This is a genomic window from Ruegeria sp. CDSC002, assembly GCF_059610905.1.
Genome location: NZ_JBXWOM010000004.1, coordinates 157,734 through 181,446, shown reverse-complemented (window position 1 = coordinate 181,446; position 23,713 = coordinate 157,734). Strand labels below are relative to the sequence as shown.

The window sequence follows — 23,713 nt, the reverse complement described above, 5'->3', positions numbered from 1 at the left end:
CCTTCACCGGCCTCCCGCCAGTGTTTGATTGATCTTACAAAGTCTTCTCGAGATTTTTCAGATGCGTTGCGACACGCTGGCGAACTTCATCTGCCTCGCCTTCGGCCCACTTTCTGAACCCTTCGCCGGATTTCATGCCCAACTTGCCCGCATCGACGAGCGCCTTGAGATAGGTTGAGGGGCCCTTGTGCGCCTCAAGATCGTGCAGCACGTTTTCATGGATATCGAGCGTCAGATCGGTGCCAACAAGGTCAGCGTTCTCTAAAGGTCCAAGCACTGCCAACCGGCGGCCAAAACTGGACTTGATCACGGTATCAACCGCCTCTGCGTCGCAGATACCGTTTTCCACCAGACTGACCGCTTCCCGCCACAACGCGTGTTGAAGGCGATTACCGATAAAGCCGGGCACATCCTTTTCGACCATCACCGGAGTTTTTCCGGCATCCTTCAATAGATCGTACATTGTCTGTGCAGTCTCTGGGTCTGTCCACTCAGTCTTGATGACCTCGACCAACGGGATCATATGCGGCGGGTTCCACCAATGCGTTCCGATGGCCCGGTTTTTCAGCCGCAAACCAGACATGATCTGAGTGATCGGCATGACCGAAGTATTGGATGCGAGAATGCAAGTCTCTGGTGCGTGCGCCTCGATTTCAGCAAATATCGCTTGCTTAAGTTCCAATTTTTCCGGCGCCGCTTCGAAAACCGCGTCCGCATTTCGGACCGCGCTTTCCGTTGTCGCAAAGATCTCAATCATCTTGAGGGTCTTTGTGATTTTATCCTCGTCATCCCCCATCGCCGCCATGCTGGCGCGAATGCGCTCTGACACCGTATCCCGGGCTCCTTTCACCGGATCCGTGATGGCGACGTATTGACCGGCCTTCGCTAAAGTCAGGGCAATGCCATGGCCCATCAGGCCTGCGCCAATCACTGCCATCTGCTGTTTTTTACGCACCATCATTTAGCCCGCCGTATATCCACCGTCGGCATGAAGGATATGCCCGGTGTAGAAATCAGATGCGCGCGACGCGAGAAACAGTAGAGGACCGGCAAGGTCTTCTGGCTCACCCAGTCGCCCCTTGGGAACACGGGTAAGGAAGCCATCGCGCACCGCTTTGGCCTCGTCGGTTTCTTCGAACATCCAAGCTGTCAAAGGAGACCTAAACACTGTCGGCGCGATCGCGTTGACGGTAATTCCAGTCGGCCCGAGCTCACACCCCAAGGCTTTAGTGATCCCGTTTACTGCAGCCTTTGATGCGCAATACGCAGTATAGCCAGCCGGGTGGCCAAGGATACTACGAGCGGAACTGACGAAGATGATCTTGCCATATTCGCTGACCTTCATCTGTTTCGCAGCCGAACGCGCAAGTAACCAGCTTTGATTGACGTTGGCATCCATCACCGCATCAAAGGTTTCGGGAGCCATTTCGTTGATTGGAGCGACTTTGTTCATACCGGACGCGACGACGAGAATGTCCAGCTTGCCAAAACTGTTGACCGCTTCATCGACCAACGCGTCGCATGACGCTTCATCGTTTGGGCGTGTGTTCACTGTTACAACAGCAGCTCCGAGTTCCTCGCACTCTTTGGCAATCTCATCGAGCGCTTGTTGGTTGCCTGCTGCCAAAACCAAGTTGCAACCGGCCCCGGCAAGAACACGTGCGGCCACCATGCCAAAAGCCCCAGAGGCCCCCGTGATCAGTGCGACATTGTCCTTAACATCAAACATCTTGAGTGGATTAGACATACTATTCGTCCTCAGCTTTCTGGCGGGTACGGAATGACGACAAGCATCTTGCAGGTGTGGTTCGAACGGTTTTCAATTTTACGAACTTCGCCCGGCGCGATCGTGCAGCTGTCCATGGGACCCAGGGTGGTTTCCACTCCATCAACGATGACGGTCATTTCGCCGTCCAAAACCACGTAGACCTTCTCGAACGGCGTAGAGTCCGGCCCCGCGCCTCCACCCGGCAGGAACTGACTGAAGCCGATCCATTGATTTGTCGGCCCGCCTTCCTCGAACCCCTGCAAACGAAGCCCGTGGCATCCAAAGTGGTTCGGTGCTTCGTAGGGTTGGGCGTCTTTAAACCGCTTTAGATGCATGTTCGTCCCCGCTCAGGATTATAGTAATGGTGGCCGCCGGCGAACCGGCGACCGGTCCGTGAGTGTTCAGAATTCTTCGCCAGCTTCGATGCGATAGGACTGGTTCTTGTCGATCATCGCCACCAGGCGGATGATGCAGCCATCGCCACGGTCCCAGTTCCAAGGGAAGAATGCGAAGGTGCATCGCTTGCCGGTCACCGCATCAAGGTCACCGCCAACATTTTCAATTCCAAGAATACCTCTGGAGAACAGCATATTGTGCACCGGTTCCCACTCAGGGAAGTCAACTTCCCAAGGAGTTCCACCTGACCACTCAAGATATTCCTTCTCAAGATGCGGCATGATCGGACCGTTTCGCTGCGGGCCAATGGCTGTTGCCAGCGGGTGGTCGTTTGCCTGGGTGTCATGCCCGACCACTTTCACACCTTTTTCGATCATCCACTCGGCGGCTGAAGGAACAAGACCCGGGCAATAGGCGAAGTAGTCACCATCTTCGTACTGCTTGTGCCAACCGGTATTGATGATCAGAACGTCACCCTTGCGGATCGCATGCCCGCAAGCCTTTTCCAGATCATCGCCTGTGATTTGCTCCCACTTTTTCTTGGGGACAGAAACCACTAGACCCGAACCGAAGAAATGCGGCAGCGGCACCTCGTCGATGAACGGCGTTCCCTGAACAACATGCGCCGGCGCATCGATATGCGTGGTCACGTGCATGGTCGTGGTAATCGTTTGCGACAATACGCCCGACTTGGCCATGTAGTGTTTTCGGTCGATCTGGACGTCTTTGAAATAGGGCCAGTTAGGGCATTGAAACCCGTATCTGTGACTCAGGTTATAGAACTCCAGCCCCATATCATTGTCGGTGTTGCCCTGGAACTCGATGCCGCGGATTTCAACCATTGGGCATATCTCCTCTGTTCGCCGACGAAGCGGCGTTGGTCGATTTGAATTGAATGGGTGGCCTCCCCACCTGTCCCGTATCATGATGCATACGCACCGCGATGCGGTCAACTTAAAACTCACATTACGGTTGACTTGCACCGCATAGTGGTACAGCTTGCCAGTGCGCCTGACACCCGCAGCGGCAGAACCAAGAAACGAAGAGGAGGTGTAAATGCCTGATAAAAATGACAAAGGTGGCATTCAGGTCATTTCGAGAGCAGCTTCGATTCTGCGTGTCCTGAAGGAAAGCCAGTCCGGAATGAGCCTGGGGAAAATTGCCGAACGCGTTGACCTGCCCCGCTCTACGGTACAGAGAATCACTAGTGCCCTTGCGGAAGAGAAGTTTGTTATTTCCGATGCGAATGGAGGCGGTCTGCGGCTCGGCCCTGAACTGAACGCCCTTGCCGGAGCGGCCCAATATAGCATTGTCGAGCACTGCCGGCTTCTCTTGACTGAACTGACACAAAAGACCGGAGAAACAACTGACCTAGCGGTTATGCGCGGTATCGGTATGGTTTTTCTGGATCAGGTTCCCGGCGTATACCGTTTGACTACAGTTTCGCAAGTGGGCGAGGTTTTTCCTTTGACCACCACGGCGAATGGCAAAGCATGTCTTGCCAGACTCAGTAAAGAAGATGCGATCAAGCTAATTCGAAACGAATGGGACCGGAACGGAATCCAGAGGAACTTAGATGAGTTTTTGTCCGAACTGGCCATGATCCGAGAACAAGGCCTTGCCTATGACATGGACGAGCATTCTGCCGGTGTGTCGGCAATAGGATTTTCCTTCGTCGATTGGGTTGGAGATTTGCACGCAATCTCCATCCCGGTGCCAACGACACGGTTTTCACGACAAAAAGAAACTATTGAACAAGCGCTTCTTGAGACAGCCGCCAATATCCACCAAACTTTTCAGTGATCTGACAAGCGAAGTTTGGGTTCGGTTGAACCGTGTACCCCGACTGACTCAATCGTACACTATAATTGGAATAGACTCGGGAGAGCACTTTCTTGAAGAGAAAATGCTCAGACACCAAGGTCTACAACGGTCTCCAAAACCGCAAGCCAGATAGCCCATTTCCAAGCCGTTAACACAAGCGCTGTGTTAAGGCACTTTGGACAGTGACTCCAAAAATGCAGTTAAGTCTGCAATCTCCTGCTCAGACAAACTCAACTCCGAAAGAATGGCTTCACCGTCGGCGTGCAACCTTTCTGTATCAATTTCGCTGTAGTGCCTGATCACCGCATCCAAGTCGATCAGGCTGCCGTCATGCATATAAGGCGCGGTTTCGGCCACGCCCCGTAGGCTTGGCGTACGAAAGGTCCCAAAATCTGAGTGGCTCCTGCGGACACTGCGAACCACCCATGCACCTTGCTTTTCTGCATCGTCGCTCCAGTTGCCGTCCAATGTGTAAGCATTTGAAAGCAAAAAGTTCAATCCACCGAACCGCCCGTCGTCGACCTCGGTTTCGCTCAGAAAATATGGAACGCCTGCGTCATGGAACTCATTGTTGGAAAATCTCGGACCATTGTGGCAAAAAACACAGTTTCCACGCCCTATGAACAGCTGAAGACCTCGCTGGGCAGCTTCGGGGTAGTTCGCAGCGGCTGCTAAATCTTGGTTCTCCAATGCATCGCGAAAATCGTCAAATTGCGTCCGGCCGGTTGCCAATGTTTCCAAGTAAGCGGATAGCGTTTTGGCAGTGTTCACCAGCACAAGTTCTGGATCTTGAATCTGGATGTCGCCAAATATGGCTTCAAAATCATCAATGTAGATACTTTCCGAGATAGCTGCCTTTAGGCTTTCTTTACTGTGCGCCATCTCTTGCTCTTCGATGATCGGATGCAAGCTAGCTGCCCACAGGCTATCGCTCTTACCGCCCCAACCGTACCAGCGGAGACCAGCAAGGTTCCGCAGGGATGGAGTGTTTCGATCTACCAGGACGCGACCAAATGCTCGCGCGTCGGACGTGGTAAATGCCTGTTCAGGGTCATGACAACTTGCACAAGTAAATGCTCCGTCGGCTGACAACACCGGATCGTTGAATAAGGCCGCTCCCAGCGCAATCGCTCCTGTATCGTTTGAAACCCTGTTGCTTGGATCCGACTGAAACGAAATTGGCCATGGTCCGAAGGACAACGTTTGCTGAATTTCGTCATCAGACAACAGGACTTCAGAACGAACGGCCCCTGCTAGGACTACAAACGCCGCTGTCACCAGCACCTTCATTTTAGAACGACATCGGAAGTGTAGGATATCGATCGCCTGCCAAAGTTGGTGTCAACTCGCAGTTCCCACAGCCCCGGCATGTGAAACAGCATGTTATCTGCACGAAACACCCTATCGCCTAATGCGGTGATTTTGGGGGCGTAGTTTAGCCCGTGTTGGTGAGCAGGCATTATTGCATCGACGCGCACCTCACTCACGGCAACATCATCACAGACTGTCAGAAGAATAGAAAACGGTTGGGACAATCGAATTTCGTCGAGCGCCACATGCACCTTGGGTGCGTTTTGAATTTCCGAACTCATGCGTTGCCCTGCCGTTTCACAAGCGACGGCCGCGCCAGATGATACTAGAAACCAGACAACCCAGCGGATCATTCTGATGCCAGTAAACGTTCTGCGTTTGCGTATGCGATGTTGTCTGCGATCTGGTCCGGAAGCAAATCCAACCACTCCCGTGAAAAATCAGCATGAGGGCCTACGTAGTACCAACGCTCTGGAGCGAACGTATCCGTACCAACCATAAACCGATCCGGGTGCGCTTCGAACGCAGCCTTCCAATCTGGGTCAACACGGCCCCGCGAGACCATATCAGAGCGAAACGCAAGATCGGCCCAAAGCCTTGGATAGGTTTCCAAGGCATCAGTCACACTGGCCGGGTCGTCAAAGCCAGAGTGGGCCCACAATACCCGAGCTTCGGGCCAGGCCTCAAAAATCAGGTCAACGGCCTCTCGATCGCCGTGGTGATGCAGAATTAGGTTCCGTTCTTTTGCCAGCGAGATCATATGCTGGATGACCGGTGTTTTGATATCATCACCATAAGCGTGAAACTCGCCGATGGCTTTGTATTCGTTCTTCGCCAGATTTGCTTCCAGATAACCGATTACCGTTTCATCGTGCATCCAGGTGTTGATCTCACCGCGGCGACGGTAGGGGCGAAGGGCTGGAACAACAATGTCCGGCGCTGCGGCCAACAGTAATTGGGTACCGTTGTCATCCGAGCTGGAAACCAGTGCTTTGCGCACGCCTGCGTCCCGAAGGATTTTGGCAACTTGTTCGGGAGGAACCTGTTTGACGGCATCATGGCTGTAATGAATATGCGCATCGAAGATCGGTCGCTCTTCTGCGATGGCAGTACCACAAAGAAGCGTTGCACCTAAAATTAAGGTATGTTTCAGCACCGCACCACCCTCAATAGCATTCAAACTCTTGCAAGCTTCACATCAAACTTTACGTGCAAGAAAGGTTCAGTGATCTTGCCAGAAAGTTCCATGCCTTCGGGAAATTCTGAAGCCGGCCTTTCAACATAAGTCATTACCAGGTCATCCCGAACACCAAACACTGTATCCTGATCCAGGTAGGGATCGTCGTCGGGGAAAATCTCGGTAACTAAGGAACGGTGCCCGGGTGCCTTAACGATATAGTGCAGGTGCGACGGTCGCCAAGGATGGCGACCGCAGGCGCGCAGAATGTCCCCGACAGGCCCGTCTGACGGCACGGTGTATTCGACTGGCTTGACGGTCGTGAATGCATACTTACCGTCCTCACCAGTTGTCATCAGGCCATGAAAAGAAAAGGTGTCCTGTTCTTCATCCTGGCTTGCATACATTCCATTTGGCGCCGTTTGCCAGATGTCGAGCTCTGCACCGCCAATCGGATTACCCTCTGCATCCCAGATAACGCCCTCGGCCAGCAAAACCGGCCCACCGTAGTGACGCTTCATATCACCACCGAATGGCAGTGGCGGTGCGCCAGAAACGTGAAAAGGCCCAAGAACAGACGAGCTTGTGGCATCTGGAGTTGAATGGAGCATATCCACCAGCGATGACAGTCCCAACACGTCCGAGGCCAAGACAAACTCATGCCTATCTTCGGTTTCCACAGCGGCGCACCCCTCCAGAAATGCAATTCCCGTGCGCCATTCGTCATGCGTCAGGTTGGTTTCACGGGCGAAATCGTGGAGGTGCTTGACCAGAGACCCCATGATTTCACGCATCCGCGGATCAGTGTCCTTGGACAGGTATCCCATGAACACGTCGGTGATATTGTCTTTGGTGACAGAGCGCATCTTGGCCTCCTTAAATCAGGGCAAGGCTGAGGATCGGGAACTCGATCAGAATGAACAGAACGATTAGCATCACAAACGCAAAGGGCAGCGCGCCCATAAACACGTCCTTCAACGAGATGCGGTCGTCGTTGATCGTGGATTTGATAACAAAGCACGATATGCCTAAAGGCGGAGTCAAAAGGCCGATTTCGGCTCCGACCACGGTGATGATCCCAAACCAGATCAGCGACATATCCAGCGCTTCGGCCATAGGCAGGAACAACGGGACAACGATCAGGATGATGGACGCCGTATCCAGCAGTGTTCCCAAAAACAGCATAAGAAGCACGTAAAGCAGCATGATCGACCAAAAGGACGCGGAATTCCCCGCAAGCAGGTCCTGTAACTGGTTGGGCAGCCCCGCCAGTCCCAGCATGCGGCTGTAGATCGAAGCCGCAGTGATCAGGAACAGGATCGCCGCTGTGATATGACCGGTTTCCAGCAGCGCGTCCCAGAACGCTTTTGGGGACATGGATCTACGTAGGACAGCGATGATCAAAGCCACGAAGGCACCGGCTGCTCCTGCCTCGACCGCAGTAAGCCAGCCGGTGTAGATCCCGCCAAGAACGATAGTGATGATGCACAATGTCGGCAGGGTTTTGGATGCGATCTCGCGCCCGGACATCCATTCGGTATCTGCCACGATGCGGCCACCGACGAACGCCGGTGTGAATCGGCCCATGGCCCAGATCGCGCCGACATAGGCGATCGCCAGCATGATCCCCGGAATAATCCCCGCCAGGAACATGTCCCCCACCGATTGTTCGGCGACAAAGGAATAGATGATCAGCATCGCGGAAGGCGGGATGATCATACCCAGAACCGAGGACCCGGCCACCACGCCAACAGCAAAGCGTGGGTTGTACTCCTGCGCCATCATCTGCGGCACCGAAACTTTGGTGAACACCGATGCGGATGCAATGGACGACCCGGTCACGGCGGCAAAGACGGCGTTGGCTCCGACTGTGGCCATTCCAATGCCGCCTTTGACCTTGCGAAACCGCATGGTCATGACTTCGTAAATGTCCCTGCCCAACCCAGCCTTTGAAACGATGAGCCCCATGAAGGTAAACAGCGGGATAGTCGCGAAGCTATATTCCATCGCGCTGTCGCCGACCGCCACTTTCAGCAGGTTCAGCGCTAGTGTGAAGTTGTCCCGCATCAACCAGATCGACACGAACGAGACGACGCCCAAGGCGATGGGAATATAAACACCCGCGTAAATCAGAAAAACAATGGCAACGACCGAGATCAGGCCAATCTCAATCGGCGTCATTCTGCGGCCTCGTCATGTTCTGGGGTGCGAATAAGTTGCGGACGGTCCTGCGCCGTGACGACCTTGAGCAGGAAGATCACGCAGGCAAGCGCAGTACCGCACGCGATGACCAGTTTGACCGGCCACCATGGCAATGTGAAAAGACCGGGCACTCCGAAGTAGTCCTGTGTCTGCCACATGTGTAGGAATTCAGGGAATGTCACATAGGCAATCAATGCCATGAAGATCGCCGAGATGGCATTGATGATGCGCCTCAGGTTGGCTGTCAGGCCCGGGCGACGATGGTGTAGCAGGTTCAGGAACCCGTCCGAGCGTGTTAACCGATCTACTCTGACCACGTCCGCCAACTGCAGAAAGACGATCATCACGACCGAAAACTGCACCATCTCATAAGTGCCACGCAATGGGGCTGAAAACAGACCACGAGCAATAACGTCGACATTCAGAACAACCACCAACGCTAGGACGACGAGCGTACCCAAAGCGTTGGCGGCGATTGCAAGTGAATTGGCGACCCGCGACAGGCCAGCAACTGCGGTCTTCAGCATGAAAGGCCCCTTTCGTGGATCGCCGGACGGTTATTCGGCCGTCCAGTCACGCACTCCGGTGAAACCGGCGTCTTGAAGCTTGCCAAGGTAGGCGGCCAGCATTTCAGTTCCTTGTTCGCCGTTGTCATTCAGCGTCGCGGCCCATTCCTGCGCGACATTCGGCATGGCGTTTGCCCATGCGGCGCGGTCTTCGTCCGAAACCTCAACGATCGTTCCACCGGCTTCAACGTAAGCATCCCGCGAAGCAGCAGCCCTGTCCATCGCGATACCGGCGACATGGTCACGGTAATCGATGGCAACCGCCGTCAACACCTCTTTGACTTCGTCCGGCAGGCTTGCCCAATAGTCTGCATTAACCGTGATGGTTTTTGAGTTCACAGCACCCAGATCGGCCTTGAGCATATACGGGGCAACTTCAGCGATCTTGAACGTCTTCGCCGCTTCGGGCCACAGCATTCCACAATCAACCAGACCCGTCTGAAGCATGTTGTAGAAATCGGTCAGCCCACCGCGCACACCTGCCGCATCCTTGATGCCTTCGAGATACCGCAAGTTGAGGCCAGCACCTGCAATTTTGCGACCCTCTAGGTCCGAAACGGAAGCAACCGGTTCCGTGCAGAAAATCTGATACGTATCCAGAACAACACCCGTGGCCAGATACACCTGGTTCTGTGCGGCAAACTCGTTCTGCATCGCCGGGTATTCGCGTGCGATTTCATCTACGGCCTTGGCGACCGCACGGGAATCCGATGCCACAAAGGGTGTCGATCCCGAAATACCCTGGCTGGGCAGCTTCGAGGAATGGAAGATCGTTGTCACGATACCGATGTCACCAAGGCCCAGCTGGATCCCTTCCAGAACGCCTTTCGGCTTTACGATTGAACCGCCATAGTTTTCCTGCCAGTTCATCTTGTAGTTGCCGGCGTCGGCCAGTCGTTTGTCCACCTCCGGAATGAAGAAGTTGGTGAACTCCTTCACCCATAATGCCCGGTCTGGGTAGCCATCGATGACAACGGCAGAAATAGTTTCCTCTGCTGCGGCGGGCAGCGCCATGACGCTTGCCAGAGCAGCTCCGATAAGGCTGCGTTTGGTCCAGATTTTCATTTCTCTCCTCCCAGAAAGTCGGGCCTTTTGTCTTTATTGGTTTGTTTTGACCCAGTTGACGGTCAGGTCCGTGCCTGCCGCTTCAAATAGTTTTGCGATGGCGCAATACTTGGCTGTCTCTTCGCCCACCCGTGTCAGCTCCTCCTGACTGGCGGGCGTGTCACACTTCACGGTGAGCTCGATTTCCGGAAACGGAACATCGATCTCCTCCTCCATCAGGACACCGCGCCGATCCAGCCTGCATTTCGCGTCGATTGTCACCGCGCCGAGATCAACTCCCAACCGGTGTGCATTCTTGTGCCCGATGACGTTCGTACAGGCGATCAAGGCTGCCATTGCGGTTTCGGTCGGAGACGGGCCAAGATTTGTTCCGCCGCGTTCGACGGGTTCGTCGACAACCACATCAAGGTCGCGAATTGGGATCTCGGTACGCGCATGTGTCGGGCATTGAGCTGTCGTTCGGTAAGTCACGACAGGTTTTACTTTCATGGCCACGGTGTTACCTCCTCATGCATACGAGCAAACCTTTTCGAATGGAAAACGTGGAAGCTTCTGGAACAAACCGGTTTCATCCGCGTAGCCAAGATTGCAAAGAAAATTGGACTTGAGAGTTGTGCCCGCGAAGAACTCCTCGTCGACGATCTTGTTCGAAAAACCTGACATGGCGCCGACGTCCAACCCGACAGCCCGGGCCGCAATCATGAAGTACGCGCCCTGAAGCGTGCCGTTTCGGTAGGCCGTGTCCGCTACGTATTCGGGTTTGTTTTCAAACAAGGGCCGCCGATCTTCGTGCGGGAAAAGAAACGGCAGTTCCTTCCAGAAGTCCAAGTCGTAGGCTATGATCGCCGTGACCGGTGCATCCATCATCTTTGGCACGTTTTTAGGCTTTAGCGACTTGGCAAGCCGCTCTTTTCCCTCTGCGCTTTTCACGAAAATAAAGCGCGCGGGCAACGTGTTCATGCTGGTCGCACCATTGATCGTGATGTCGTAGATCTCTTCAAGTAGGTCGTCGGAAACAGGCTTGTCGGTCCACGCGTAGTGCGATCTGGATTCGCGCAGGATCAAGGCAATCGCGTCATCCGACAAACGTGGAATGCGATCGCGCAGATCGCGATGATCCTGCTGCGCCTTGGCGCGAAGTGCCTCCAGCTCTGCCCCGGTTGGTGCGCTCATGCTGCGGCCACCTTTGACTTGGAGTCCTTTTCGTCGATGATCGGGCTGGCGCAGATTCCGATGCCTTCAATTTCGACTTCGACGGTTTCACCCGGCTTCAGCCAACGGGGATTGGGCTTTTTGGCATGACCGACACCCGGTGGTGTGCCCAACGCAATCAGGTCTCCGGGCTCAAGAGTGGTGTATTCCGAAATCGTCGCAATGACCTGACGAACGCCCCAGATCATGTTGGCCGTGTTCGAGCTTTGTAGGATTTCATCGCCCACGCGGCTTTCGATCTTCAGACCGGAAGCCCCTTCGGGCAGTTCGTCCGGCGTTACGGTGAACGGACCGATTGCTCCCGTATCATCGAAGTTTTTGCCAGGCGTCCATTGAACGGTTTTGCGCTGATAGTCCCGCAGCGACCCGTCGTTGAACACGGTGTAGCCAAAGACATAATCCAGTGCGTCCTCTTCCGAGATATGCCGACCTCTTTTTCCAACGATCAGCATAAGCTCGGCTTCGTAGTCTAGCTTCTCAGAACAGGTAGGCCGCACCATGGGCTGCCCCGCCGCCATGATCGAGTTTTTCCCGCGCATGAAAAGCGTCGGATACTCCGGAATATCATATCCGCCTTCCTTGATGTGGTCCGTGTAGTTCAAACCCATACAAATGATCGTGCCAGGCGCGACCACCGGCAATGCTGGCTTGATAGACGACACAGGCACACTGTCTGCGGCGGCGATTTGGTCAGACAGTGAGTCGGCCAGCTCAGGCTTGGCTATTAAACCCATCAGATCGGAACCGACGGTAGCGTCCAAAGCCGTTAAATTCACTGCGTTTTCACCGTTCACAGCAAAGACCGCAGTGCCTTCCGAGGTTTCTCCCACCAGGTATTTCATTTTCACCATCCATGTCAGTTCGCTTGATTTTTGCCGACTATTTTGCAATATGTCAAATAATATCGATATTTTTGGAGATCCACGATGGTTGCTTGGGCAGATTATAAATCAGAAGCGAAAAGCCGTGGCGCACTGGCACTGGAGCTTTATGTCGCACTCAGCACACCGACCAAAGCGCCAGAAGACGTAAAAGCATCCCTTCCGGATCACTTGGCGTATCAGTCGGATCTTGAACGCGCGGGGAAGTTGGCTTTTGCCGGGCCTATGTCGGATGAGACCGGTGAGCATATGCAGGGCATTGGCATGATCATCTATCGCGCTGATAGTCTTGAGGCCGCGCGGAAGATGGCCGAGGACGATCCGATGCACAAAAGCGGGGCACGTAGTTTTATACTTCGGCGCTGGTTGATCAACGAAGGTTCGCTGAACCTTTCAGTTGGTCTATCGACTGGCACGAGCGCCCTCAGTTAAGAACACTCAAGAGTTTTTGCCGCCAAAAAGGAATAGTCGGATATGGACGCCATGCTTGATACCGAGGGCAAAGAGACATCCGCCACTCATGGCGCGTATCGAAGGTTACGCGAAATGATCCTGACCGGCGAATTGCCACCCGGACAAAAACTTAAGATCGAGCAACTCCGCAGCCTTCTGAACACTGGCGCAAGTCCGGTTCGCGAGGCTCTTAGCCTTTTGACCTCAGACATGTTGGTCGAACGGATTGACCAGCGCGGGTTTAGGGCTGCGCCAGTGAGCAAGTGTAACTTCGAGGAAATTCTTCTGTTGCGCTGCAACCTCGAGGAAACCGCGTTGCGCGCTTCCATCGCCAACGCGGATGCCGCATGGGAGGATCGACTTGTTTTGCGTCACCACCATATGAAAAAGGCCGGCCAAAATGGGGCGCACGACTTTGAAGACGCTCATAAAGCGTTCCACATGGCGTTGTTGGACAATTCGAAACTGCCGTTGCTACTGCGATATTGTTCGCAGCTCTACGACCTGAACATTCGCTACCGCTACCTGGCGGCGGGCGGTTCGAGCTATAAAAAGCGGGACATCGCCGCCGAGCATCATCACATTCTGGACGCCGCATTAGATCATGACGCAGACAGCGCGACCAAGCACTTGATCGATCACTACCGTCGAACGGGTGAGTACCTGAGCAGCCAGATGGATTCCTGAAATGCAACGGAATTGGTTTCTGGGCGATCTATTAAACCAATTGCTGGACCGTCCTGACAAAAGGCGTGGCAAGGATGACAAACGATCCATTGCTGAACTTTGCGAGGCGCTTTTGTCCACAGAAGGTGAGGTATCGGGCTTCACGCTCGCGTCCACCATACTTGACCGCTACCAGACCCTGGATGACGCGGGAAAACTGGACTTTTTTGTCTACTTGAATGACCAGCTTGAGTTAGACGCAGAAAAACTCGCTGACACGGCGCGCCTCTATGCCAATGATCGAAGTGTCGATCTGTATCAAAAGCTTAGTGAATCCGCAGAACCCAGGCGGCAAGAGTTATTGCGTCGGCTGAACCAGCCGTCTGGTGCGACGCAAGAACTTGTGGCTATGCGCGTTGATCTACTGCGATTTCTCAAATCTGATGCCGAACTCAAGCGAACCGATATTGATTTTGTCCATTTGTTGCGAAGCTGGTTCAATCGAGGCTTTCTTGTTCTCAAGCAAATCAGCTGGGATACGCCTGCCCGCGTTCTGGACAAGATCGTCGCATATGAGGCGGTTCACCAGATCAACGATCTGGACGACTTGAGGCGCAGGCTCTACCCACCTGACCGTCGTTGTTTTGCGTTCTTCCACCCTTCGATGCCCGATGAGCCGCTGATTTTTGTCGAGGTGGCCCTTACAACTGAAATCCCGGGCGCGATCGATACGCTTTTGTCTGAAGCTCGAGAACCGATTGAAGCAGAGCAGGCAAAAGTCGCGGCGTTCTACTCCATTTCAAACTGCCAAAAGGGTTTAGCAGGAATCAGTTTTGGGAACCTGTTGATCAAACAGGTTGTGACAGAACTTTCGCGAGAGCTAAGAGGGCTTGATACCTTTGTGACCTTATCGCCTATACCGGGCCTTAGCCGTTGGCTGGCCGGCGAAACAGAACATCCAGAGCATGGCCATACCGCCGAGGCCGTACTGGCAGCAACGGCCTCAGCGCAGGACGTGTGCGCGATGGCCGCCCGGTATTTGTTGCTTGCGAAGCGCAAAGATGGGATGCCGTTAGATCCCGTGGCCCGCTTTCATCTGGGCAATGGTGCTGAACTTCATGAGCTGCACGCTGACGCAGATCAGTCGCCAAATGGGCGCGCCCAGTCCGGAGGCGTGATGGTCAACTACCTTTACGATTTGAACAAAACCGAACGTCACCACGAAGAATTCGCGACACGTGCCACGATCCAAGCCTCGCGTTCAGTTCGTGCGGCTTCAACTGCGGCGCTTGCGATCAAACCAAGGGAAAATACAGCGTGACCAATACCCTCTACGACAGCTTGTTTGCCCGCCACGAGGGCAACAAGGCTCCATTCCTGCAACTCGATGATGGCAAGGTGGTTTCCTATGACGCGTTTCTGAAGCGCGCCGCACAGATCGCGCATGTTTTGCAGAACAGCGGAGTTTCTCCTGGGGATCGCATCGTAGTGCAGGCCCCCAAGCTGGCTGATACGATTGCGCTCTATGCTGCTTCGGTTCAGGCAGGTGCTGTCTACCTGCCACTTAACACTGCCTACACCATGGCAGAGTTGGACTACTTCATCTCTGATGCTCAACCGGCGATGATCATTTGCGACAGCAACGATGAAGCTAAAATCAAAAAATTGGCAGCCCAATCGGGCGCAAAGCTGCTGACCCTCGGCGGCGATAGTCCAAGCCTAAGCGTAGAGGCTGACGCACAACCCTGCGTATTCGAAACCGTGGATCGCGCACCGGACGACTTTGCGGCTTTGCTATATACATCAGGCACTACGGGCCGTTCGAAGGGTGCAATGCTAAGTCAGCGAAACCTGCTGTCCAATGCCCAAGCTCTTGTGGATTTGTGGGCCATCACCAGCGCCGATCGCCTGCTTCATGCGCTGCCAGTCTTTCACACACATGGGCTTTTCGTGGCGATGAATACGTCATTGCTCGCAGGTGCCAAAGTTCGGCTTATGGAAAAGTTCGACATTGGCATGATCCTGGAAGAGTTGCCCCACTCGACCCTTCTAATGGGTGTCCCCACTTTCTACACCAGATTGCTTGCGGATGACGGTTTCACCAAAGAGGTCACAGAGAGCATGCGTTTATTCATTTCTGGTTCGGCCCCATTGCTAGCCGAGACCCACCTAGCGTTCGAAACGCGCACCGGCCACCGCATCCTTGAGCGCTATGGAATGACCGAGACGAACATGAACACCTCGAACCCCTATGGCGGTGAGCGTCGCGCAGGAACTGTCGGCTTGGCGCTTCCCGGCACCGAGGTGATCGTTACCAATCCCGAAACTGGAGAACCGCTGCCCCGGGGCGAAGTTGGAATGATCGAAGTACGAGGGCCCAATGTGTTCCAAGGCTATTGGCAGATGCCCGAGAAAACCGCCGAAGAGCTGCGGGAAAACGGGTTCTTCATCACCGGAGATCTGGGTCAATGCAGCGAGGATGGTTATCTGTCGATTGTTGGTCGGTCAAAAGACCTGATCATCACTGGTGGTTACAACGTCTATCCCAAAGAAATTGAAGACGTCTTGAACGACATCAACGGCATCCTGGAATCGGCAGTTTTTGGCATTCCCGACACCGAATTTGGAGAAGCTATCATTGCCACTCTGGTTGCCGAGCCTAGCGCGCAACTTGACATGGAACAAATCGCGGTGACCATCAGAGACAAGCTGTCTCGCTTCAAACATCCGCGTCGCTACGAAATCGTCCCGGGCCTGCCGCGCAATACAATGGGAAAGGTCCAAAAGAACGTGCTGCGCGAACAGTACGCGCAAAAAGAACTGCCAATGGGTGTGTCCTAGCAGCCCGCTGAAAAACTCAAACCAACCACGACCCTTTGATCTGACAACCTCTCACTTCGAACTGCCTATTCATCAGGAGATTCACTATGACTCGCATGACGGCAAAGGACTTCGACCAGGAACTTCTGGACCTGTACGACTTTTACGCGCACGGCAAAATCACCAAGCGCCAGTTCCTGGACCGCGCCGGTAAGTTCGCGGTTGGTGGTTTATCTGCGGTCGCGTTGCTGAACATGCTCAGCCCGAATTATGCTTCGGCCGAGCAGGTATCCTTCAACGATCCCGATATCCATGCAGACTACATCACCTATCCTTCACCAAATGGAACCGGCGACGTTCGGGGCTACCTTGTTCGGCCTGCAGGCGTTGAAGAGCCCCTGCCAGCAGTGCTGGTCATCCACGAAAATCGCGGCTTGAATCCCTACATCGAAGATGTGGCGCGCAGATTGGCGAAAGCCGGGTTCATGGCTCTGGCTCCAGACGGCTTGACGTCGGTGGGCGGATACCCAGGCAATGACGCCGATGGGCGCGAGCTGCAAAAGACAGTGGGCCGGGTCGAGTTGATGAACGATTTCTTTAATGGGTTCGAATACTTGTTGAACCGGGATGATTGCACTGGGAAGGTCGGCGCTGTTGGTTTCTGCTACGGCGGCGGTGTGGTCAGCGCAATTGCCGTGGCTTATCCCGAACTGGCCGCTGGTGTCCCGTTCTACGGGCGCCAGCCAGCGGCCGAAGATGTGGCCAAAATTCAGGCGCCGTTGCTTGTTCAAATGGGAGAGCTTGACGAACGCATCAACGCGGGCTGGCCAGATTTTGAGACTGCTCTAAAAGCCAACGATAAGGTTTACGAAGCCTATATCTACGAAAATGCCAACCACGGCTTTCACAATGACAGCACGCCACGTTACGATGAAGAGATGGCAAACCTGGCTTGGGACCGAACCATTGATTGGTTTAATACCTATCTGAAGTAACTGCGGCGGGCTACGAAGCCGACCTTGCGTTGGTATCGCTTTGCGGACGCCCACAGTTCTCCGAGAACAAATCCCGTGAAGTCCGAGCACTCTGACTTTCGTGATTAGAGAAACCGGCCTTTCGCAGCGCTCGCAAGATCGTTCGCCATGCGAATTCACAGATCGCAGACAAACTGCGCGTTCGCTGCAGTTGCGTGAAAGTCAGCTTTCTATTCCGGAACTACCATCAGACCAACCGCGTGGGCGCCGGCGATGATGTTGCTGGCGATGTGATGCCCGAGCGCACGCAGTTCGGCGTCGGGGGCGACGATATCGGGGACCTGCACCGTTATGAGGCCCGCCGCGTGGGCCGCGCGGACGCCGTTGGGCGAATCCTCGAACGCAACGCAGTTTGACGGATCGTGACCCAGACGTGCCGTGGCATGTAGGTAGATATCTGGCGCGGGCTTGCTGGCAGCGACCTGATCACCGCCTACGACGTCGCGAAAAAGCGCGCCGAGACCCGCTCGCTCGAGATGCAAATGCGCCTTTTTCGTCTGGGTGCTGGTGGCAATGATGTAAGGTATATCCCGCTCGCGCAGGTGTTCTGCCATCGCGCGCGCACCCGGTTTGACGGGGATGTAATCCGCCAGCCGTTGCGCGATTTCGGCGTCCCAGACGGCATCAAACTCTTCCAGATTGACGCGCCCCGCTAGCCCTTCGGTCAAAAGTCGACGTCCTAGCACACGGTTCGTGCCGACTAGCCGCCGGAACAGGTCGTCGTCTTGCGGCAATCCGAGTGCGTCAAGCGTGGTGCGGAAGCCTTCGAAGTATACCCGCTCGGTGTCGAGCAACAGGCCATCCATATCGAAGACGACGGCTTGGGGAGTAGGAAGAGGCATGAGGTGTGGCCGTGCTGAGGTTCGAGTGTGCGTAGCTTGAATGAACGTTTTCGGGCGCAGTGGAAAGGCCTTAAGCGGGCATTGCTGCCGCCCACTTAGTGATTTCTAATATCCGATTTGAACTCAAAAGTTAAAATCGCGACGTCGCTTCTTTCTTTTGTACACGTCGTCAAAAATCGTCTCTACTTTTTTCTACGACCTCAACAAAAGCGACCGCCGCAGGGGGTGGCGTTGCGTGCGGATGCATCGCGAGACCAATTTTTCGTGTCCTGACTGAATTCAGCGGTTTGCTGACCCAGCCCTCTTTACCATTCGTTGGCGGCAAGGCCATCTCGGCCACGACCGAGACGCCTTGGTTGCGTGCCACCATGGTCAAAGTACTTAGCATCTGCGATGTCCGATACCGCACATTTGGACTAAGACGGGCCTGCGTGAACAAACGGCGAATGATCCGGGCAGAACCAGATTCCGGCATGATGAATGGCATTTCGCACAGTTGCTCCAATCGGATTGAAGATTGCATGGCCAAAGTACTGTCAGCGGCAACCAAGGCGACAAACTGGTCCTGTGCCACAGGCCAGGTCCGGAAGCGTTCATCTGGTAACACGACAAAACCAAGATCAATGCGCCGGTCTTCGATCCAACGGATAATCTCATCGTCAGCGGCTTCTTCAATCAGCACTTCGATACCAGGATGGGCTGCATGAAATGCTTCGAGAAGGCGCGGCAATATCTGCAATGATGACGTTGCACCAAAAGACCCAATGCGCAGTCTGCCGGTCTGCACTCCACGATATTCCGAGGCCTCCTGATGCATAGCGTCAGCTAGCCCAAGAATTTCGCGTGCGCGGGATAGAAGTCGTTCGCCCAACGGGGTCAGTTCGATTGGGGATACGGTGCGATTAAAAAGCGTGATGCCAAGCTCATCCTCAAGACTCTTGAGGGCATGAGACACTGCGGGCTGACTTATCCCAAGTCGCAATGCAGCAGCCGTAAACCCGCGCGTTTCGGCAAGAGTGACAAAAATATCAAGCTGACCAAAAGTCATAAGTAAATACTCATTTGACTATAACATAGTATAACTGAAATTCGGCATGGGCAATCCGATGTTTTAGGTGTTTCCATGTCCCAAGCCCTGTCATATCCCATAGCGTCGCAGAACGCTTTGCTTTACGTCCGGCTCTCAATGGTGGCCTTCCTGTGGGGCGGCACATTTGTTGCCGGCCGCGTCGTTTCGGGTGAAATGCCCCCTCTGGTCGCGGCAACCGCTCGGTTTGGCCTGGCAACTCTGGTATTGCTTTATCTTGTCTGGAAAGCGGAAGGTGGTTTGCCTCGCCTCACTTGGCGGCAGAGCCTGTTGATGGGGCTTCTCGGACTGTCCGGCGTCTGCCTTTACAACCTGTTCTTCTTTGCCGCTCTGGCTGAGATGCCAGCTTCGCGAACGGCACTGTTTGTTGCCTTCAATCCGATAGCCGTGGCTCTAGTCGGGGTACTGATCGCGCAACGGCTCCTACCGATTGGGCAAGTTGCCGGGATTTGTGTGGCACTAGCCGGGGCCGTGATCGTGATTAGCGGAGGGGACGTTGCCGGACTGATGACTGACGTCCGGCAGAGTTTTGGGCAGGGAGAACTGTTCATGCTGGCAGCGGTGGGTAGTTGGGTGGGCTATACGCTTCTTGGACGCAAAGCTCTAGGAAGCCTCTCGCCACTGGCGGCAACCACTTGGGCTGCGCTGATCGGGTTTTTACTTCTGGCATTGGGGTTGCCGTTGGCCGGTCCCGTGCAAGTGCCTCAGTTGCCCACGTTCACCTGCACCTTGGCCATCATCTACCTGGCCATTGGTGGAACAGTCGTGCCATTTGTTTGGTACTATCGAGGGGTACATTCGCTTGGGCCTGAGCGTGCGGCGGTGTTCACCAATCTCGTCCCCGTCTTCGGGGTAGCCCTTGGGGCTGCTATTTTGCGCGAACCGGTTGAGGTTTCCATGCTGGTGGGCGGTGCGCTAGTGATTGCCGGAGTTTCACTCACCAACCGATGATGATGTCAAATGCCAAGAAACAGTCGGTTGGACAGGTTTTTTGTAGATCGATTGCTGGCTTTCACTGCGGATCGCAACGTGTTCAAAAATCCGCAGCAATAAAGACAGGCCAGTGCTCAGCCGACCTTGGATGCGGCGCAGCAACTCGTGTCCACTGACAAATTGCTCAAACAAAGCCGGCACATAGCGGTCATTCGTTGGGGTCTTGCCATGCTGCGCTTGCAGTCCGCATTGCCGCCATTCGCTGCAAGTGCACCGTTCCAACGTTGCTAGAAGTCAGCAGCGCTGGACAGAGTGTGATTTCGCTACCGCGCCATCAATTTCTGTTTTCAAAACTCAAAGCCGCTCACTTGTTTGAGATCGAATCTTCTATTTGAGGTCGAATCTTCACACCTTCCCAAAGAATTCGCTGGTGACCGACATGAGTGCTTACGAAAGGACTGCCCCTAAAAACGTTTGGATCATTTTGAACAAGTGACCGTCGTCAGCCGCTTTCGCTGCTCCGAAGCGGCTTTGCCAGAGACTATCAACATTCAGCCGATCCCCAACACCGACCTTTCGCGCACGCTAACCTTTGACAACGGCTTCACCTCACCGCATCGTCTCATCATGGCCTACCCCTCCAACAAACCCCAACGAGCGGACGACGCTGCTGCAGGCATCGATGTCACGGACGAATTCGAACGTTTCAACCAACGTAATGACATTTTTACCCGCGCCTTCTGGGATGAGCGTATCCGCAGCAAACAGACCGACGCGCTCTTTGCCTCGTACCGGATGGAGGCCATCCCTCGTCGTGGTGACGGATTCACCCAGCGCGACTTCGCGCTTAGAAACGCCTCTTGGCTAATTTCGGACTTGATCTCGGAAAGGGCTGGCGAATCCGGTAAGCGCGAGGGCTTCCAGGCCCCCATCGACAACGACACACCCGTCGCCCCGACACAGCAACCGATTGACGATCCAGCCGCGATGGCCAAGGAAATCAAACGCATCGCCAAATTCTTTGGTGCCGATCTCTGCGGCATCACTGATCTGGATGACCGTTGGATTTACGCAACCCGCGTTGACACCCGTGATTTCTCCGACGCGCCCAACGACCTGCCAGAAGGCATGACATCTGTCATTGTGTTGGGCCATCAGATGGATGAGAACCTCGTCGCCACTTATCCTTCCGCGCTCGCGGGGGCCGCCACCGGACGTGAATATTCCCACGAGGCCAGCATCGTGATGCAGCTTGCGGCCTATGTCCGAAACCTGGGCTATCAGGCCACAGCCTCTATGAACGACACCGGCCTCGTGATCCCCTATGCGATCAAGGCGGGTCTGGGCGAATATGCCCGCAATCAAATGGTGATAACACCTGAATACGGGCCGCGCTTACGGTTCTCCAAGGTTTTCACCAACCTCCCATTAGTCCATGATCCACCCAAACCCTTAGGCGTGCGTGCGTTCTGTAACATCTGCACCAAATGCGCTGATGCTTGTCCAGTCAAAGCGCTCCCCTACGGCCCGCCTGAGACCTCCGAGGACCCATCGGCCATAAAAGGTGTGCGCAAGTGGACTTCCGACGCAGCCAAGTGCTTCGGATTCTGGGCTAAACTGTCCTCTGATTGTGCCATCTGCATGCGCGTCTGCCCATTTAACCGCGACTTCACGCAATGGCACCACCGTCTTTGGTTGAAGATGGCGTTCTCGCGGTTTCGCAAATTTGCTCTCTGGCTTGACCGGAACCGCGGCAAGCGCGCCAAGCCTACAGATTGGTGGCAAAACCCTTAGTGTCAAACCTGACTGAGGCCACAGGATAGTTCCATGCATGGCAAGGCTGTTGCTTCCTCGGCGAGGCTTGTCTTGATAGGAATTCGCGACAACAGCGAAATCACGCCTATGCAAACTCACACGTCGCAAAAAAGCCCGCTATTCAACTGTCGTTGGTGCTTGGGGGGGTATTCGGCCGAAACATGGGAGTCCATCGCGAAACCCTTGCCTTGTACTGCAAGTTGTCCGTCCAAAGCGTCGTTCCAGCCCCGGCTCTTCTACCAAATTGAAATAAAGTGTGTTGAGGAGAAAGAAGACTATCGCCCAAAGCTGCAGGAGTGGCAACTCGATGCCACTGCTTCCGCCAGTGTCATTCGAATGGCCGATGAAAGCATGGTGTCGCGCACATAGCGATAAGGTCCGCTGACCACAATTCTTTGAGGTGGGTCCCACGGCGCAGGAGTTCCATACCCCTCAAGAACAAACATTTTCATCGTCTTGGCGGCAAAGACAAACACGGGGATCGCCAACATCGGTCCCACAACCCAATGCAAACGGTTTAGCTGCGTGGGACCGTCGGTCAGAGCGCACATCCTGTTAGAATTGGCGACACAGATGCGTGGGGGTTCAAATTCTTTGGGTGAACTAAAGGCTGACCAACGCGATCAAGCGCAACAAATTGGCTCAAATTATTGCGCACTCCCAAGCCCGAACGAAAGAAGGCTTAGAAGGCGGCTTTGCGGAAATATTACAAACGTGACCTTGTCGTTTCATGTAAATGCGTTTTTCGAAATTCCGAAGGTGTCATCCCAGTTTGAGCGCGAAAGGCGCGGTTGAATGGCCCCAGTGAGGAAAATCCCACATCGTAAGCGATGCTCAGGACCGAACGCTCTGCCAACTCGGGCGATGACAACATGGATTGCGCCTCTTGAATGCGGAACGCGTTCACGAAGCTCGCAAAATTCCGGTGCCCCAAGCCTTGATTGATTGCGGACCTAATGCGGTGTTCCTGTGTCCCAAGATGTGCGGCCACTTGGGCAACGGTCAACCTTTCGCATCGCCACAGCCCCTCAGACATCGCGGTTTCAATACGTGTCATGAGCGCGGACTGCGCTGGGTTGGCTTGGTCACCCCGCTTTGGCGGGCGCGGTATCCAGATGTCTGGAACCACGCGAACCGACCACAGCAGGAACGCACTTGCAGACAGGAAAAACGTACTTGCCTGTAGTGCAAATACCCAGACAGGAAGCGCTTTATCCAGATGGGTGATTTCAAATCCGGTAATGAGAATTCCCAAACTGAGGATCCAGATCAGAAACCAACGCCGAAACCGGCGACGGGCCTCGATCAGATCCCCTGCCTGACCTGAAACTACGATCCACAGGCTATGGAAAAAGAAGATCAGTACGCAGATACCGCGAACTACACCGAGTTGCAGCTGTAGTTGAGAAAGCCATGCCAATCCGACTATCAACACAGCGATCAAGATCTGCCAAGGTCGAACAAAAACGTCATCCTGGAACAGCTCAATCACGGCCCAATAGAGCAAGACAGGGATCACACCTGCGATCATCACAAGCACAATCCGAACCGGGCCGTCGGTTAGATCAATGCTTGGCGAGGACACAATCAAGTAGGGGCCAAAACTGAGGCACAGCAAGACTACTGCCATGCTTTTCCGCTGGAATCCCCCGTTTCTCATG

The 23,713-nt window shown here is 54.5% G+C and carries 26 protein-coding genes; 9 read left to right on the top strand and 17 right to left on the bottom strand.

Annotation, left to right across the window (positions count from 1 at the left end):
- Positions 1-34: 34 nt before the first annotated feature.
- From AC2FJE_RS09315 to AC2FJE_RS09300, 4 genes are all read right to left on the bottom strand, one after another.
- Complete coding sequence (locus AC2FJE_RS09315) at positions 35-961, bottom strand: 3-hydroxyacyl-CoA dehydrogenase family protein (protein ID WP_282170014.1); 927 nt, start codon at positions 959-961, stop codon at positions 35-37.
- Complete coding sequence (locus AC2FJE_RS09310; protein ID WP_108862219.1) at positions 962-1,747, bottom strand: SDR family NAD(P)-dependent oxidoreductase; 786 nt, start codon at positions 1,745-1,747, stop codon at positions 962-964.
- Positions 1,748-1,758: 11 nt separating this feature from the next.
- A complete protein-coding gene (locus AC2FJE_RS09305) occupies positions 1,759-2,103 on the bottom strand; it encodes a cupin domain-containing protein (RefSeq protein WP_282170015.1) in 345 nt (114 codons plus the stop codon).
- A 66-nt stretch (positions 2,104-2,169) separates the two neighbouring features.
- Positions 2,170-3,006, bottom strand: coding sequence for a cyclase family protein (locus tag AC2FJE_RS09300; protein WP_058273376.1), 837 nt, complete (start codon positions 3,004-3,006; stop codon positions 2,170-2,172).
- A gap of 214 nt (positions 3,007-3,220) precedes the next feature.
- Here AC2FJE_RS09300 and AC2FJE_RS09295 point away from each other — a divergent pair, with 214 nt between their 5' ends.
- A complete protein-coding gene (locus AC2FJE_RS09295; protein WP_496755614.1) occupies positions 3,221-3,967 on the top strand; it encodes an IclR family transcriptional regulator in 747 nt (248 codons plus the stop codon).
- 186 nt (positions 3,968-4,153) lie between these two features.
- Here AC2FJE_RS09295 and AC2FJE_RS09290 read toward each other — a convergent pair whose 3' ends face one another.
- Genes AC2FJE_RS09290 through AC2FJE_RS09245 form a run of 10 tightly spaced genes read right to left on the bottom strand, consistent with a single transcriptional unit; the run spans position 4,154 to position 12,363 of the window.
- Complete coding sequence (locus tag AC2FJE_RS09290) at positions 4,154-5,215, bottom strand: cytochrome-c peroxidase (RefSeq protein ID WP_496760886.1); 1,062 nt, start codon at positions 5,213-5,215, stop codon at positions 4,154-4,156.
- A 59-nt stretch (positions 5,216-5,274) separates the two neighbouring features.
- Positions 5,275-5,652, bottom strand: coding sequence for a hypothetical protein (locus AC2FJE_RS09285; protein ID WP_108862223.1), 378 nt, complete (start codon positions 5,650-5,652; stop codon positions 5,275-5,277).
- Positions 5,649-6,455, bottom strand: coding sequence for an amidohydrolase family protein (locus AC2FJE_RS09280; protein WP_496760885.1), 807 nt, complete (start codon positions 6,453-6,455; stop codon positions 5,649-5,651). The genes AC2FJE_RS09285 and AC2FJE_RS09280 overlap by 4 nt, the downstream gene beginning before the upstream one ends.
- A gap of 20 nt (positions 6,456-6,475) precedes the next feature.
- Positions 6,476-7,342, bottom strand: a complete 867-nt coding sequence (locus tag AC2FJE_RS09275) for a dioxygenase family protein (protein WP_496755617.1) — start codon at positions 7,340-7,342, stop codon at positions 6,476-6,478.
- A 10-nt stretch (positions 7,343-7,352) separates the two neighbouring features.
- Positions 7,353-8,657: a TRAP transporter large permease gene (locus tag AC2FJE_RS09270; protein WP_282154302.1), complete on the bottom strand. Its 1,305-nt coding sequence runs from the start codon at positions 8,655-8,657 to the stop codon at positions 7,353-7,355.
- The gene (locus AC2FJE_RS09265; protein WP_058273382.1) at positions 8,654-9,205 is read right to left on the bottom strand and encodes a TRAP transporter small permease; all 552 of its coding nucleotides are present in this window, start codon (positions 9,203-9,205) and stop codon (positions 8,654-8,656) included. Before AC2FJE_RS09265 ends, AC2FJE_RS09270 begins: the two co-directional genes overlap by 4 nt.
- Positions 9,206-9,235: 30 nt before the next feature.
- Positions 9,236-10,309: a C4-dicarboxylate TRAP transporter substrate-binding protein gene (locus AC2FJE_RS09260; RefSeq protein ID WP_058273383.1), complete on the bottom strand. Its 1,074-nt coding sequence runs from the start codon at positions 10,307-10,309 to the stop codon at positions 9,236-9,238.
- Between the two features lie 33 nt (positions 10,310-10,342).
- The gene (locus AC2FJE_RS09255) at positions 10,343-10,798 is read right to left on the bottom strand and encodes an OsmC family protein (protein ID WP_109312673.1); all 456 of its coding nucleotides are present in this window, start codon (positions 10,796-10,798) and stop codon (positions 10,343-10,345) included.
- 18 nt (positions 10,799-10,816) lie between these two features.
- Positions 10,817-11,482 carry a malonic semialdehyde reductase gene (locus tag AC2FJE_RS09250; protein WP_298934018.1) on the bottom strand — a complete coding sequence of 222 codons (666 nt, stop codon included), beginning with the start codon at positions 11,480-11,482 and terminating at the stop codon, positions 10,817-10,819.
- Positions 11,479-12,363, bottom strand: coding sequence for a fumarylacetoacetate hydrolase family protein (locus AC2FJE_RS09245; protein WP_496755618.1), 885 nt, complete (start codon positions 12,361-12,363; stop codon positions 11,479-11,481). Before AC2FJE_RS09245 ends, AC2FJE_RS09250 begins: the two co-directional genes overlap by 4 nt.
- Positions 12,364-12,447: 84 nt before the next feature.
- Between AC2FJE_RS09245 and AC2FJE_RS09240 the strand changes: the two genes are divergently transcribed.
- The 5 genes from AC2FJE_RS09240 to yghX all read left to right on the top strand — a co-directional run bounded on the left by AC2FJE_RS09240 (position 12,448) and on the right by yghX (position 17,336).
- Positions 12,448-12,834 (top strand): YciI family protein, encoded by a 387-nt coding sequence (locus AC2FJE_RS09240; protein ID WP_496760884.1) that lies wholly within the window; start codon positions 12,448-12,450, stop codon positions 12,832-12,834.
- A 42-nt stretch (positions 12,835-12,876) separates the two neighbouring features.
- Positions 12,877-13,542: a GntR family transcriptional regulator gene (locus AC2FJE_RS09235; protein ID WP_058273386.1), complete on the top strand. Its 666-nt coding sequence runs from the start codon at positions 12,877-12,879 to the stop codon at positions 13,540-13,542.
- A 1-nt stretch (position 13,543) separates the two neighbouring features.
- On the top strand, positions 13,544-14,842 hold the full coding sequence (locus tag AC2FJE_RS09230) for a malonyl-CoA decarboxylase (protein ID WP_496755621.1): 1,299 nt from the start codon (positions 13,544-13,546) through the stop codon (positions 14,840-14,842).
- On the top strand, positions 14,839-16,362 hold the full coding sequence (locus tag AC2FJE_RS09225) for a malonate--CoA ligase (protein WP_496755622.1): 1,524 nt from the start codon (positions 14,839-14,841) through the stop codon (positions 16,360-16,362). Before AC2FJE_RS09230 ends, AC2FJE_RS09225 begins: the two co-directional genes overlap by 4 nt.
- Positions 16,363-16,448: 86 nt before the next feature.
- The gene (gene yghX, locus AC2FJE_RS09220; RefSeq protein WP_496755623.1) at positions 16,449-17,336 is read left to right on the top strand and encodes a YghX family hydrolase; all 888 of its coding nucleotides are present in this window, start codon (positions 16,449-16,451) and stop codon (positions 17,334-17,336) included.
- 209 nt (positions 17,337-17,545) lie between these two features.
- On the opposite strand, the gene AC2FJE_RS09215 is transcribed toward yghX, so the two are convergent.
- Both AC2FJE_RS09215 and AC2FJE_RS09210 read right to left on the bottom strand, forming a co-directional pair.
- Entirely contained in the window at positions 17,546-18,217 is a 672-nt protein-coding gene (locus tag AC2FJE_RS09215) for an HAD family hydrolase (protein WP_496698367.1), read from the bottom strand.
- 169 nt (positions 18,218-18,386) lie between these two features.
- Complete coding sequence (locus AC2FJE_RS09210) at positions 18,387-19,265, bottom strand: LysR family transcriptional regulator (protein ID WP_496755624.1); 879 nt, start codon at positions 19,263-19,265, stop codon at positions 18,387-18,389.
- 75 nt (positions 19,266-19,340) lie between these two features.
- Here AC2FJE_RS09210 and AC2FJE_RS09205 point away from each other — a divergent pair, with 75 nt between their 5' ends.
- The 3 genes from AC2FJE_RS09205 (at position 19,341) to AC2FJE_RS09195 (ending at position 22,421) form a co-directional block, all read left to right on the top strand.
- Positions 19,341-20,255, top strand: coding sequence for a DMT family transporter (locus AC2FJE_RS09205; protein ID WP_496760883.1), 915 nt, complete (start codon positions 19,341-19,343; stop codon positions 20,253-20,255).
- Between the two features lie 609 nt (positions 20,256-20,864).
- Positions 20,865-22,031: a reductive dehalogenase gene (locus AC2FJE_RS09200; protein ID WP_496760924.1), complete on the top strand. Its 1,167-nt coding sequence runs from the start codon at positions 20,865-20,867 to the stop codon at positions 22,029-22,031.
- 33 nt (positions 22,032-22,064) lie between these two features.
- On the top strand, positions 22,065-22,421 hold the full coding sequence (locus tag AC2FJE_RS09195) for a hypothetical protein (protein WP_496755625.1): 357 nt from the start codon (positions 22,065-22,067) through the stop codon (positions 22,419-22,421).
- A 337-nt stretch (positions 22,422-22,758) separates the two neighbouring features.
- On the opposite strand, the gene AC2FJE_RS09190 is transcribed toward AC2FJE_RS09195, so the two are convergent.
- Entirely contained in the window at positions 22,759-23,682 is a 924-nt protein-coding gene (locus AC2FJE_RS09190; protein ID WP_496760882.1) for a helix-turn-helix transcriptional regulator, read from the bottom strand.
- Positions 23,683-23,713 lie beyond the last annotated feature (31 nt).

Coding starts and splice junctions, on each gene's coding strand:
- AC2FJE_RS09315 (WP_282170014.1), bottom strand. CDS start 961: ATGATGGTGCGTAAAAAACAGCAGATGGCAGTGATTGGCGCAGGCCTG.
- AC2FJE_RS09310 (WP_108862219.1), bottom strand. CDS start 1,747: ATGTCTAATCCACTCAAGATGTTTGATGTTAAGGACAATGTCGCACTG.
- AC2FJE_RS09305 (WP_282170015.1), bottom strand. CDS start 2,103: ATGCATCTAAAGCGGTTTAAAGACGCCCAACCCTACGAAGCACCGAAC.
- AC2FJE_RS09300 (WP_058273376.1), bottom strand. CDS start 3,006: ATGGTTGAAATCCGCGGCATCGAGTTCCAGGGCAACACCGACAATGAT.
- AC2FJE_RS09295 (WP_496755614.1), top strand. CDS start 3,221: ATGCCTGATAAAAATGACAAAGGTGGCATTCAGGTCATTTCGAGAGCA.
- AC2FJE_RS09285 (WP_108862223.1), bottom strand. CDS start 5,652: ATGATCCGCTGGGTTGTCTGGTTTCTAGTATCATCTGGCGCGGCCGTC.
- AC2FJE_RS09275 (WP_496755617.1), bottom strand. CDS start 7,342: ATGCGCTCTGTCACCAAAGACAATATCACCGACGTGTTCATGGGATAC.
- AC2FJE_RS09270 (WP_282154302.1), bottom strand. CDS start 8,657: ATGACGCCGATTGAGATTGGCCTGATCTCGGTCGTTGCCATTGTTTTT.
- AC2FJE_RS09265 (WP_058273382.1), bottom strand. CDS start 9,205: ATGCTGAAGACCGCAGTTGCTGGCCTGTCGCGGGTCGCCAATTCACTT.
- AC2FJE_RS09260 (WP_058273383.1), bottom strand. CDS start 10,309: ATGAAAATCTGGACCAAACGCAGCCTTATCGGAGCTGCTCTGGCAAGC.
- AC2FJE_RS09255 (WP_109312673.1), bottom strand. CDS start 10,798: ATGAAAGTAAAACCTGTCGTGACTTACCGAACGACAGCTCAATGCCCG.
- AC2FJE_RS09250 (WP_298934018.1), bottom strand. CDS start 11,482: ATGAGCGCACCAACCGGGGCAGAGCTGGAGGCACTTCGCGCCAAGGCG.
- AC2FJE_RS09245 (WP_496755618.1), bottom strand. CDS start 12,363: ATGAAATACCTGGTGGGAGAAACCTCGGAAGGCACTGCGGTCTTTGCT.
- AC2FJE_RS09240 (WP_496760884.1), top strand. CDS start 12,448: ATGGTTGCTTGGGCAGATTATAAATCAGAAGCGAAAAGCCGTGGCGCA.
- AC2FJE_RS09235 (WP_058273386.1), top strand. CDS start 12,877: ATGGACGCCATGCTTGATACCGAGGGCAAAGAGACATCCGCCACTCAT.
- AC2FJE_RS09230 (WP_496755621.1), top strand. CDS start 13,544: ATGCAACGGAATTGGTTTCTGGGCGATCTATTAAACCAATTGCTGGAC.
- yghX (WP_496755623.1), top strand. CDS start 16,449: ATGACTCGCATGACGGCAAAGGACTTCGACCAGGAACTTCTGGACCTG.
- AC2FJE_RS09215 (WP_496698367.1), bottom strand. CDS start 18,217: ATGCCTCTTCCTACTCCCCAAGCCGTCGTCTTCGATATGGATGGCCTG.
- AC2FJE_RS09210 (WP_496755624.1), bottom strand. CDS start 19,265: ATGACTTTTGGTCAGCTTGATATTTTTGTCACTCTTGCCGAAACGCGC.
- AC2FJE_RS09205 (WP_496760883.1), top strand. CDS start 19,341: ATGTCCCAAGCCCTGTCATATCCCATAGCGTCGCAGAACGCTTTGCTT.
- AC2FJE_RS09200 (WP_496760924.1), top strand. CDS start 20,865: ATGGCCTACCCCTCCAACAAACCCCAACGAGCGGACGACGCTGCTGCA.
- AC2FJE_RS09195 (WP_496755625.1), top strand. CDS start 22,065: ATGCATGGCAAGGCTGTTGCTTCCTCGGCGAGGCTTGTCTTGATAGGA.
- AC2FJE_RS09190 (WP_496760882.1), bottom strand. CDS start 23,682: ATGGCAGTAGTCTTGCTGTGCCTCAGTTTTGGCCCCTACTTGATTGTG.